At 42.1% G+C, this 12,276-nt stretch carries 9 protein-coding genes; 2 read left to right on the forward strand and 7 right to left on the reverse strand.

Annotation, left to right across the window (positions count from 1 at the left end):
* Positions 1 to 141: 141 nt before the first annotated feature.
* Both ACO06Y_RS18610 and ACO06Y_RS18615 read right to left on the reverse strand, forming a co-directional pair.
* Positions 142 to 2,598, reverse strand: a complete 2,457-nt coding sequence (locus ACO06Y_RS18610) for an ABC transporter permease (protein WP_422080535.1) — start codon at positions 2,596 to 2,598, stop codon at positions 142 to 144.
* 207 nt (positions 2,599 to 2,805) lie between these two features.
* A complete protein-coding gene (locus tag ACO06Y_RS18615; protein WP_422080536.1) occupies positions 2,806 to 3,429 on the reverse strand; it encodes a family 16 glycoside hydrolase in 624 nt (207 codons plus the stop codon).
* A gap of 133 nt (positions 3,430 to 3,562) precedes the next feature.
* Here ACO06Y_RS18615 and ACO06Y_RS18620 point away from each other — a divergent pair, with 133 nt between their 5' ends.
* A complete protein-coding gene (locus ACO06Y_RS18620; protein ID WP_422080537.1) occupies positions 3,563 to 4,864 on the forward strand; it encodes a hypothetical protein in 1,302 nt (433 codons plus the stop codon).
* Positions 4,865 to 4,935: 71 nt separating this feature from the next.
* On the opposite strand, the gene ACO06Y_RS18625 is transcribed toward ACO06Y_RS18620, so the two are convergent.
* The 5 genes from ACO06Y_RS18625 to ACO06Y_RS18645 form a co-directional block, all read right to left on the reverse strand.
* The gene (locus ACO06Y_RS18625) at positions 4,936 to 7,329 is read right to left on the reverse strand and encodes an ABC transporter permease (protein WP_422080538.1); all 2,394 of its coding nucleotides are present in this window, start codon (positions 7,327 to 7,329) and stop codon (positions 4,936 to 4,938) included.
* A 301-nt stretch (positions 7,330 to 7,630) separates the two neighbouring features.
* Positions 7,631 to 9,937, reverse strand: coding sequence for a relaxase/mobilization nuclease domain-containing protein (locus tag ACO06Y_RS18630; RefSeq protein WP_422080539.1), 2,307 nt, complete (start codon positions 9,935 to 9,937; stop codon positions 7,631 to 7,633).
* Entirely contained in the window at positions 9,934 to 10,320 is a 387-nt protein-coding gene (locus ACO06Y_RS18635; protein ID WP_422080540.1) for a plasmid mobilization protein, read from the reverse strand. The genes ACO06Y_RS18630 and ACO06Y_RS18635 overlap by 4 nt, the downstream gene beginning before the upstream one ends.
* Positions 10,321 to 10,718: 398 nt before the next feature.
* Positions 10,719 to 10,976 carry a hypothetical protein gene (locus ACO06Y_RS18640; protein WP_422080541.1) on the reverse strand — a complete coding sequence of 86 codons (258 nt, stop codon included), beginning with the start codon at positions 10,974 to 10,976 and terminating at the stop codon, positions 10,719 to 10,721.
* Between the two features lie 2 nt (positions 10,977 to 10,978).
* Positions 10,979 to 11,248, reverse strand: a complete 270-nt coding sequence (locus ACO06Y_RS18645) for a helix-turn-helix domain-containing protein (protein ID WP_092980776.1) — start codon at positions 11,246 to 11,248, stop codon at positions 10,979 to 10,981.
* Positions 11,249 to 11,937: 689 nt separating this feature from the next.
* Between ACO06Y_RS18645 and ACO06Y_RS18650 the strand changes: the two genes are divergently transcribed.
* A complete protein-coding gene (locus ACO06Y_RS18650; RefSeq protein ID WP_422080542.1) occupies positions 11,938 to 12,273 on the forward strand; it encodes a hypothetical protein in 336 nt (111 codons plus the stop codon).
* The last annotated feature ends 3 nt before the right edge of the window (positions 12,274 to 12,276 follow it).

Here is a 12,276-nt window from a genome sequence, read left to right on the forward strand (position 1 = left end):
GCCGTTTTAAGAAATAACTGGACTCTCAAGCTTCTTGCCGGGTTGATATTCGCCGCCCGATAACTCTGAAAGTGTATGGTCACAAATGCTATAAGTATCGAAATGAGTTCGGTCAATGCGAATATCCCTATTCTTTTTCGTTTATTCGTACTTTAATGATTTAGCGGGGTCAACGATGGATGCTTTGATACTCTCGTAAGCTACGGTCAATAGCGTTATACCCACAATGATAGCCACCGAAATCGCAAAGACCATCCAGCCCATATCGATACGGTAAACAAAGTTTTGAAGCCAGCCCCGCATTAAAAAGTAGCCCAAGGGCAGGGCGATTATACAGGCTATCAGAATCATCCTTAAAAAGTCGGCCACCAACATCCATAGGATTTGGGGTACGGCAGCTCCCAACACTTTTCGTATCCCGATTTCCTTGGTTTTTTGTTCGGCAGTAAAGGAGGCCAATCCATACAGGCCCAAACAGGCGATCAGTACTGCCAATATGGAGAAGAGTCGCACCAGATTGGATAGCTTTAATTCGGCACTGTACATCCTTCCAAATTCCTCGCTAAGGAACCAATAATCAAAAGGAATACCCGGTAGCACCTTCTTCCAGGTTTTCTTCAAGTATGCTAATTTCTCGGAAAGCTGATTAGAGGGTAGTTTTACGTATAAAATTTGATTTCGTATATGCTGCTTTGCCTGAATGACCATCGGTTTGATGCTGGAATAAATCGATTCGAAAGGAAAATCCTTGACCACACCGATTACTTGGCCGTTTTCGCCGGACCTGCTATTCCTAAGATTGAGTCCAATTACCTCTTCAGGACGCATATTCAGGGTACGGACCGCCGTTTCGTTGATTACATAATTAGTGGAATCGTTCACGTTCCCTACATTAAAACTTCTTCCCGCCACCAGCTCCATATCGAATACGTCGGGAAAGTGATAATCTCCTTGCAAATGCTTCCAATTGTATTCCTGATCACCACTGATATCCGGCAGAACGAAAGAAGTCAGTAACAAACCAAAATTCTCTCTTCGGGGCAGATGGACTCCTAAGGTTACTTCATTGATCTGTGAATCGAGCAATAGTTCATTTCTCAACGCCGGGTAGCTCTCTAAGGGAGCTATCCCACCCCCAAAGCGTACCGAAACTATTTGGTCGGCCTGACCGTACAGCTTGGAGCTTTGGAGCATGTCCATCTGCTGAAGAATAACACCGGTACTGACGATCAGCAATACGGAAACCGAAAATTGAATAATCACCAGCGTTTTACGGAAATAGGCAGGGCCTTTTCCCAACGTGAGGGTGCCTTTCAGTACCTTCGTGGGCTTAAAGCTAGAGAGAAAGAGCGCCGGATAACTACCGGAGACTAATGCGACCACCGATCCAATCAGTAACAAGTTTCCCATGATGCTTCCGTTCAGTAAGGAGGTCCAAGTAAAGTCCTTATCCGCCAATGTACTAAATGCTGGCAGCACGATCGCCACAAGTACAAGAGCCAATACCAGGGCAATGAAGGTGGTGAGCACCGACTCCAGCATGAACTGACCTACAAGGTACCATCGGCTACTGCCCAATGTTTTTCGTACTCCTACTTCTTTGGAACGTTTAGCGGATTTTGCCGTAGCCAGGTTCATGTAATTGATACAGGCAATGAGCAGTATCAATAGCCCAATAGCGCTAAATAGGATAATGTAGTCAAAACTGGCCGAAGCGTTCCATGGTGTCCAATCGGTCTTTTCATCAAAGTGGAAGTCAGAGATGTTGGTTACAAAGGGCCGGTATCGGCTAGCCTTATCTTTCAGGTGTTCCTTCACCATGCGATGTAGGCCAGCTTCTACGTTTGCTATATCGGCCCCTTCGGCCAGCCGGACGTAGGTAAACGCATTGAATCTATCCATATTGGATAAAAATTCGGTTATTGTCACGCCCACATTTTTCCGAAGATTGTAATCGAACAGTTCTATGGGGAGCAAATAATCGGGTTGCAGATGAGAATTGCTCGGATAGTCTTTCATCACCCCGGTGACCGTCAAAGGCATGTATTTATCGGCCAGGGCAATATGCTTCACTTCTAGTTGACGGCCTACTACATCCGTGGCACCGAACAAACGTTGGGCGGCCGTTTCCGATAAAACGATACTATTGAGCTGGGAAAAAACTTGGTCTTTATCACCCTGAAGCAGGGGGAAGTACATCACTTTGGGATACGTTTTCTCTACCAAGAAAACTTCCCCTTCCAGGGTGAGCAACCTATTATCGTTATCCGGATTTCTCATGTTGCAAGGAAAACCCAGGTGCATGTGGCGAAATACTTCTACCACTTCGGGCATACGGTCTTGTAACAAACTCCCCCATCCTGCAGGCGAGGTAGGACGACTCGATTCCTCTCCTCGATTGTTGGTGAAATCATGCCCAATACCAAAGGTCAGATCGGGGGCAGGATGCATCGTGTCGTAACCAAGTTCATCTTGGACGTAGATAAATATAAGCGTTGCCGAAGCCAGACCGATGGCCAGCCCCGCGATATTGAGCACTGCGACCCCTTTTTGTCGGATAAACCCACGAATGGCAACACGAAAGAAATTTTTAAACATAGCGATTAGTATATGTAGACGATTTTTTGTTTTCGTGGTAACGGGGCAATACTTAAAACCTTAAAAAATGGACAATGCTCCGTCTCAATTAGAGTGTAATACCCTCTATGGAATGAAATTTGGTTCGAACCTCCCATCTATAAGGCATCTTTCCGTGATTGCAAAATAGATTTCACTTTAGTCATTTTTTAAATGCAAGTAGAATGACTATCTGTGCTTGATGGTCAGGTTCCTGAACCATCCTTCCGAACCATTTCCCACCCAAAGGCCCAGTTTTCCCTTTTTCCTATTGCTTAATTGTTTGACTGAAAGAGTGGGGGTAGTGGCCCCATTAATAAATACCTGGATATTGGGATAATCGATTACCACTTTCACCTGGAACCAGTCGTCCACTGGTTCCGGAACAGGTTCTATCTTACTTTCATATTTGCCAGGAAATGCTTCTCTCAAACTGCGCCAATCATGGCCCGGCATAGAGATGTATTGGACCGAATTGGCACGTTTCCCCGGATTTTTGAAATTAAAAGGACGAAAATATACCGCATCAAAGGTCTCGCCGTCCAGACCGTGAAAGGCTATTCCCACAAAACTTCTGCCCGGATTGTTTTTGCCCTTTACTTCCAATTCGATCGTTCCGTCCGAAAACCCATAGTCCTTGACCCACGATAGACCATCGCCTTCCTTTGCGTTCAAATGAACGGCACCCTTGTCAAAAGAGACCTCCCTGTTGTAAACGGTCCAGTTTTCCGATTTTGCCCCAATAGTTTCCTGGGAGTGGATATCCGCACAAAACATAAGACATACAATTAACGATATGGGTATTTTTTTCATGATTTTCATTTTAAACCCAAAGTACACCCTTTGATAAGCGCATTCCAATTCAAAAAGAGATCATTATAGGTTCAAAATCGGGTCATTTGCGAAATTCCATATGTTTTCTCCCTTTGTTATCCTAATTTTGTCCATGCCCTACACGGAAAATGAATATATAGAAATCTGCAAAAGGCAGTTGGAAGAAAAGTTTTCTTTTGGAAACGGGCACGGCCATAACCAAAAGGATCTGGAGCTTCTTTCGAATTATATCGAGGAAAAAGAGGGGGTCTATATAAGCCTGTCCACCTTGAAGAGGGTCTGGAAGAACGATTTCAAGCAAGGGCCCCGACTGGCGACCTTAAATGCATTGGTCGGTATTTTGGATTATTCGGATTGGCAGGATTTTAAGCTTCGGAACAAGGGAGCGGAGGAAAAAAGGGTGCCATTCTCCCCAAGGTCAAGGAATCCGAAAACCGGTCTTGCTTCCAAAGGACGAAAAATGGTCTGGGTAGGTGTGGCCTTGTTGATCTTGGCCGTTTTTTTGTTTTTTACGGTCGGTGGCCGAACACTGTGGGGGATAAAGGGCGATGTTTCTATTCATGGTTCGGTCGTATTCGAAGTAGATAAGACCCTGGCCCGAGGGGTTCCCAATACTGCTATCTTCAACTATGACGTATCCCATGTGGAAGCGGACAGCTTTTTTATCCAGCAATCCTGGAACCCATGGCGAAGGGAACGCATAGATCCGGAACAAAAAACGATATCCAGCATTTATTACGAATCCGGTTACCATAGGGCTCGGCTCATCGCCAATGATAGTGTCATCGCCATGCAACCGATACACATACTGAGCGATGGCTGGGAACCACATGCCTATCATAGCACATCGGACGACCAATTTGTCCACTTTAAAGGGGAGTCCTTTATTGACAAGGGACAACTTCATCTCCCTGAAGAACTGGTCAAAAGAAAGTTGGGCAGTTCCAAGCACTTTTATACCAGGATCAGTAACAGTAGGAAATACGGTGTTTCCTCGGACAATTTTGAATTTTTCACTAGGGTAAAAGTGGACAAAATGGTGGACACCAATTGCCCTTGGCTGACTGTTCTGATCGTCACGGAGGTACATATCTTTTCCGTTTGTTTGGTCCTAAAGGGCTGTGAGAATTTCGGATATTATAAAATGGGCGAGATTAGCAGAAGCGGAAAGTCCAGTGATCTTTCCCTATCCGGGGTGAACGTCTTTGATTGGCAGGAAATCGGAATCCACGTCAAGGACAAGGAGGCTACGATAACGGTAAACGGAAGGCCGGCCTACTTTGAACGGTTCAGGAAAGACTTTGGCAATATTATGGGATTGACGTACGCTTTTGACGGAAAGGGGTCCATCGACCATGTAATGCTTTCCGATGCAAACGGCAACCTTGCCTTCGAGGATGACTTTGAAAGATGACCCCTTATAGGTTTTTCGGTATGTGATTTTAACTTTACATTACAGTGCTTTAAAACCGCCGTTTTAAGGTACTACTCTGTACGTAAGCTTTTAACGGGGTCAGAAATTGCGGCCCGAATCGCTTGATAACTTACAGTTAGTACCGTTATTAATAAAGCGGCCATTCCAGCAAAGGCAAATATCCACCAACTTATTTCCGTTCGATACGTATAGTTTTCTAACCATTGGTTCATAAAATACCACGCAATCGGTGTAGCTATTAAAACCGATATAAGAACCAAACCAATAAAGTCTTTTGAAAGCATGCCCCATAGATTCATTACGGACGCACCTAGAACTTTGCGGATTCCGATTTCTTTTGTACGTTGATCTGCCATGAAAGATGCAAGACCGATTAGTCCCAAACAGCTAATAAAAATAGCCAGTAAAGAAAAAATCCCTGATAGTTTCCCGATACGCTCCATTTCGGCAAATTTCTCGGCGTAGTTTTGATCCACGAATTGATATTCAAAAGGAACCGCTGGAACATATTCTGTGAAAACATCTTCTATTATTGAAAGAGATTCGGACACACTTTTGTCAGGATTCAACTTTAATTCAATGTAATTTACGTTATATACATAGTCAATCATATAGATGGCATGCTTGACCGAGTTATATGGAGACTCTGACAATATATCCTTTACAACACCGATTATTTTGTGTTCGGAATTTCCCCATTTGATTATTTTTCCGACTGGGTTCTCTATCCCCATATGCTTCACCGCAGCCTCATTGATAACATAGGCTGTAGAATCAGTGGAGAACTCCCTTGAAAAATCCCGACCTTCGACTATTTCCCAATCAACGGTCTTCCCATAATCGTGAGTGATATAAAAATTCGCGAACTCGGCATTGAAATTAGGGTCTTTTCCTTCCCAAGAAAACCCATCATTACTGTTGAAAGCAGCGGTTAGCGGACTGGAAGATTGCGCCATTTCCACTATTGCATTGCGATTCTTTAATTCGTTTCGAAGCAAGTTGTATTTACCTTCATAATCGGAGGTCGAGATTTCTATTATTACAAGGCCTTCCTTGTCGTAACCCAAGGGACGCTCCTTGGAGTGTTCAATCTGTTCCCTGACGATTATCGTTCCAACGATTAAAATTACGGAGACGGTAAATTGCCATACAACCAGAACTTTTCGAAACACCGTTCCAGAACTCCCTGCCTTAAAGGTTCCCTTTAATACCTTGACCGGTTTGAAAGAGGACAAATAAAGAGCTGGGTAGCTTCCGGCCAATAGCCCAACGAAGAGTATACTTGCTATACAAATCAACCAGAAGATCAGACTGTTGTAGGGAAATTCTATTTGTTTATCCGCCAATTGATTGAAAAAGGGAAGGGCGAGCAAAACCATTAAAATGGCAACACAAAATGAAATGAGAACGATTACGATTGATTCGCTCAAAAACTGATTGACCAATTGTCCCTTGTTCGAGCCCACTGATTTTCGTACACCGATTTCTATATTCCGTTTTACAGAATTGGCAGTGCTCAGGTTCATAAAATTGACACATGCCAAAAGCAGGACAAAAAAGCCGATAATACCAAACAAACGAACATACTTTATAAAGCCACCTGTTTGAACACCGTTTTCCCAAGTCGATTTCAAATGCCAATCTGCCATTGGATGTAGAAAGACTTCGGTCTTTAGAGCTTTTTGCGATGTATCTAATTTGTCATATTTGACATTCTTGATTTTTTTGTTGACCGTTTCAAAGTTTGTATTGTCCGCAATTTGAACATATAACTGATAAGAATTATCGTCCCATTGAGGATTTTCGATTGCGGAGTTGACCCAATCGAAAGACGATGTGTACAGTTTCCATGGAGCAATGAACATCACTTCGGAAAATTCAGAACTATTGGGCAAATCTTCATACACTCCCTTCACTACAACATTAAGTTCGTTATCAAGTTCCACTACTTGGCCAATCGGGTCTTGAGTTCCAAAAAAAGATTTAGCAAGAGATTCTGAGAGAAAGATGGAATTGATTTCCTTCAAGCCATCACGATTTCCATTCAGCATATTCAAAGAAAGCATTTCAGGAGCATCCACATCCATATAGTTGCCCTTCTCCGTAAGTTTCTTATCATCTTTTGAAAGAATATGTTCCCAGGTGTAAGATGACATGACAACATGTTTAAAATCGCCTTTATAGTTATTCTCTAGTTCAGGCCCTAACGGAGCGGGTATTGAATTTTGTGTTTCTCTATTACCACTATAAGTTTGATGTTGCCATACTTGGGCTATTTTATCATAATTCTCGTGATATGTATTAAAAGAAAGTTCAGCGGAGATCCAAAGACCAATCAACATGGTAACCATTATTCCGACGGCCAAACCACCAATGTTGATAGCGAAATAGCCTTTGTTCCGTTTTAGGTTTCGCCAAACAATCTTAAGATAGTTTTTGAACATGATTCTCGTTGATATAATAGGTTGTCAAAATTCAAGCTTCAGATGTAATTAATAATTGCCCACTTGAAAAGTTTAAAGTTTCTTATACTTAAATTATGCCAAAAACATAACTAATTTATTATCATCTATTTATACCTCTTCATTCTAAATATTTTTTCCAAACTGTAAAAGATATTTACAGTAAGTGTCCACTATTTTTACGCTGTTCCTGCATAATTTAATCAAGGATTGTTTTTCGCATTAGTCTATATCAATAGTTCGATAAAAAGAACATTTTTCGGCACTATAATAAAGTACTGGTTTAAAATGAAAGTCCCCTACCCCTTTTACGTTTGCGCTTCGTCCAGTCGGTCAGCTCATCTTTGAAGCCATTATATGCCTTTTCCCCTTCGCCCGTGCTGTTCGATGTAGAGCTAACGGCTTGAGCACCTTTTCTGAGCACTCGATTGTGTTCAATTGCGGATTTTTTGGTGATGGCCTCCCGTATCATTTTTTGAAGACCATTTTCCATGTGGTGCTCGACTATTTCTTTATGTAGATTTGACTCGGTTTTTTCGTTGGTCACCATATAGGCAACTCTGTTATACAATCCCTTTTCAGTCAAATAACCCGCCCATAGGTTTTTGAGATTGTACCTGCCATCTTCTGCCAAACCATTGATGACCTTATCCTGTTCTTGTAGTACTGCAGTCAAATTGGGAGTGGAATCCAGATAACAGCCCGTTCTTTTTGATAGGGCATGGCTCGCATTATAGTCCGTATAAATCGATTTGACCTTGAACCCATTTCCATCCCTTTCGAAATAGAACCCCTTGGCATTGAAAAAAGCGATATAGTCCCTGGGGGATTTTTCAAAAGGCGCGTGCACCCGCTCGGCATATTGAACGTAGGCTTCCAAAGCAATGGTATCGAACCGTTGCTTATGGGCGGGGTTCATGCGCTCGTAGAGCCGTGGAAAGACCATCGGCAGGAAAATGGCTGTTACCGTTGGCTTTGTATGGCTTTCTGGATTTTGTTCAGTCAGCATTTCCAGCATCAGATGGTTTTGGCGGACAAAGGCCTTGGACACATATTCTTCCATGCTGTTGGGAAAGTCGAGCTTTCCGATATTGGCGGGCAGGCTATTCTTATTGGAATCTGCAAACAACAGTTCGTTGTTGTGGTAGCGAACACCCAACGACTGGAACAGATGTCGAACGCTTCCTTCTTTCATGCCAACATTGAAAACTTGTTTTTCCAGTACCTTGTCGATGAGCCTGAACTTGTTCTTTAGAGTTTCTTCGTCTCGTTTTGTTTCCCGTTCGTACAATTCATCCCTAACATTTGGATAGGCATTGGCAAAGGCCATTTTGAGATGTTCCTTTTGTTCTTTTGGGACGTAACGGTCCAGGAACTGAAAGCCCTTGGATTCCAATAAATGCTTGGACACATCTTTAGGATGTACGTTGTCAATGTACTCCGAGAACAGTCCTTCCTGTCTTTGGGATTTTATGTAGGAGGTATGGAATGCTTCTTTTAGCAATTTTTGTATCTCCAGTTTGAACTGTTTGCTCTCGATGTCGATTGTCGTGGGTTCATCGCCGTTACCGAAAATAGCTAGACGGTTCAACATGGGGATGTTTTTGCTAAGTTCCCTTTCCCTAAAAACATACCGGGATTTGTCATAGACGGTATATCCCTCGATGGTATCGCCTTTCGTATCCAGTTTTACATCGATGTTCTGGTATTCCCTGAGCACTTCCTCTAAATCATACGGCTTGATAGTTTTGAAAAGATTGTAGGTGGTCTCTATCTGTTTGAGCAATCGTTTGCGGTGCATTGGCAACTGTTTCGATTTTGAATGGATGTCGAACACTTTTTGCAGTTTCGGGCCGCTCAACTGTCGATGTACCTCTGAACCGTTGATGAATCGTGTACGATAGCCCTGTTGGTTGTTTAGACCATAGGCCACTCCAATCCTACCGGATTTGCTATTGGTCTTTTTTATTTCAATGTGATAGGGTTTTACCAATCTTGCAAGTTGCTCAAAGCTTCGCACCTTGTATTTTTGGAGGACGGTGTTCAAAACGTCCTGGATATAGAACCTAGTTCCCTGGGTATTGTCCACATCAATTTTCAGCTCCGGTAATCGGTAAAGGGGGAGTTCCCTTTCCTGTTTGGTGCTAGGGGATGGCGATAGGCCGTACTTTCTTTCGAGGGCTTGGTGGGCCGCGATGTTCCGTCGATAACTGTTGAAGATACTGAGCAACTTTCCATCTTCCTTCACATTGGTGGTTACTATATGTACATGTTCGTGCTTAGTATCCGTATGCCTGACCACGACGTAGGGCTGTTCCCCGTAGCCCATGCTGTCCATATATTCCTCCGATATTTTAAAAAAAGTCGCATCGTCAAGGTGTTCCCCATGGGGAAGGCTTAAGCTGATATGGGCATAACGGTTCTTGGTAGCGTTGCGCTGTCCTTGAAAATGCAGCACGTTCCCGAAGAACGTTGGCGTTATGCTTTGGGAAAATGTGTTTCCGTAACCTAGTATTCGCATACCATCTTTACCGAGGACATAGTTCAATGTTCCCTGACAGGTTTCGCCGTAAATGATGTTTCCTATCATCCTGTTTTTCCCTCACATAAAATTTCTAAAAGCTCTAGCAACAGTCCGTTCGTCTTGCGTATTTCACTTTGCAGGCCCATGTTCGGACTTCTCAAATTCTTGTGGTGTGCCAGCTTGACCAATTGGTTGATGTTGTTGCCGATCTTGTTGATTTGGTACGCCAGATTTGAGGTATCGGGGAGCCTGTCCTTCACATCGGCCTTATGGTTCAGTACCAACCTTCTTAACAGGGGGCTTATCGTTCCCCTTTTTGATATGTCCAGATCAAATGATTCGCACAGTCCCTTCAATTTTTCGTATTCCGAATCATTGAAACGGAGCATCACGTTATGGTATCGCTTCTTTTTTCCCAATCGTTTTCGGCCTCTTTTCTGTTGTTTCATTTTCGTTGCTTTTTAAAGCAAAGCACTTCGCCAGAAGTAGACAATTCTAAGTTACTTAGAATCCAGCTCGCTATCTGCTTTGCAGATAAATATAGGGCAAGAATTTTGATTATAACTAATTAATAATCAATTATTTATATTGTAAAATCATATCAAACCATATGAGTTCAAATGGGTACAGCATTAACTTTCAAATGGTCTCATATGGGAATTCAAAATCTTGGATAAGGGCATAGAATTGCCCCGGTTTTTGTGGGTAGGGAGAAAAAAGTTCAAGCGGATTTCCGCCGCTTGTACTTTTGCGCTGGCCGAGGGGGTCGGAAAACCTTTTTCCGGTTTTTCTACTTCCGCAGGCCGGGGGGAACAGGTAGAAAGTGCGTATTATGTGGATAACGGTTTCAAAGGCCAAGACCTTTGCCCCTTTTCCATTTGGTCCTTTGTTCCCGTTTTTGGTCCAAGGATTTATCCAATCGTTTCTTTTTGGAAAGTTTGGCTTCATCAATAAACTGTTTCATGCCCAAATGCATGGGATTGGTGGGCATAAGTTTTTCTTGGTTCTCAAATATGAGAGTTTTCAAATCCAGTTCTTCTGCAATTCTATAACCAAGATTGAATGCACTCTTGAACTTATCGTCAATTTTGATTTCTTCTTCCATAGTCAAAAGGTTTCGCGGGCATGTTTCTCGATATATTCCATAATGGAATCCCTATCGTAAAGGATGATTTTCTTTTGGGGCTGGGAAAACCTGATTTTTCCCTCGTCTCTTAATTTTTGGAGCGTTGTCGTGGACTTGATTTTAAGGATTGACATGGCTTCCTCTCCATCTATCCATTTCTCTTTATTGTCTTTACGGTTGGATTCAATGTGTTCTACCACCTTATCGAAAAGGGCGTAAAAGGCTTCTTTTTGAACACAGATCACTTCCATGGCAGTCAATTGCTGGGATTAATTATCGCGGTAAGATAAAGCTTTTTTAAACTTAACTCACGATATCTATTACTATTTGGGTCTTGCCAAACTTGAAAAAAAGGATACTATATGATGGAAATTATGCCACTGTGCTCTTACTTTTTAGGGTTTCAGGCGTAGCATGCGTTTAAAAAACTCTGTTGATTGGGGTGGTATCACAAATTGCAATACCTTAAACAAAAGGTACTTTAGATGATTGTCGGGCAAATCTACATGCATTCTCGTTCCTTGAGCATTCTAAGAATAACTATAGTATGGTTTTATCTCTTTCGGTTCGTAAAAGTTTTATTTTCTTCCTTTATTTTTTGGAAGAAACCTCTGATAACTTTTGATAAAAATATAACAGGCCAAAGTGTATTAATATTGGCAATATTTACCTTTGAAAAGTTTCCGATTTCATCCAAAATAAGGCCCAAATAGAGCTTGTTAAAAAGAACGGCTCTCAGGTAGATCAGTTAGACAGATGAACTTGGATAGAGCTTTAATACAATAAAAACCAAAGTATAACTCATAACCGAAATACTTTACGAAACCGCGGTCATTATTAGTGTTGACCATACAGAATTGTCAGTTTCTGTAATTGATTAACTAAATAGTCTTTGCTCCCATTAGATGCGAAAACTAGATAATCGAAATCAACCATAGCAATGAAGTATTCAAAAAATATTATGGAAAACGATTTAAATGCAATCGCCACCAAACTAGACAAATTATTTGAACAACAGGAATTGATTCTCAAAGCCCTTCAAAATAAAATTGTCTTGGACAGTGGTCGTAGGCCACTTTCAAAAAAAGATAGAAAATCAAAATTGAACATAGAACTACAAAATCAAATTAGGGAAATGTTCGCATTGAGACCGCATAAACTTAGGCTGCAAAAAGAGTTCAATTTAAAGGCCCAGCCCCATGCCTCACGGGTAAAGGCTTATTTAAAAACAAACGACCCATCGGAATTTGATGGGTTGAAAAGGAATAGGGAGTAATTT

It is taken from the genome of Ulvibacterium sp. (assembly GCF_965228935.1).
In the GTDB taxonomy this organism is placed as follows: domain Bacteria; phylum Bacteroidota; class Bacteroidia; order Flavobacteriales; family Flavobacteriaceae; genus Ulvibacterium.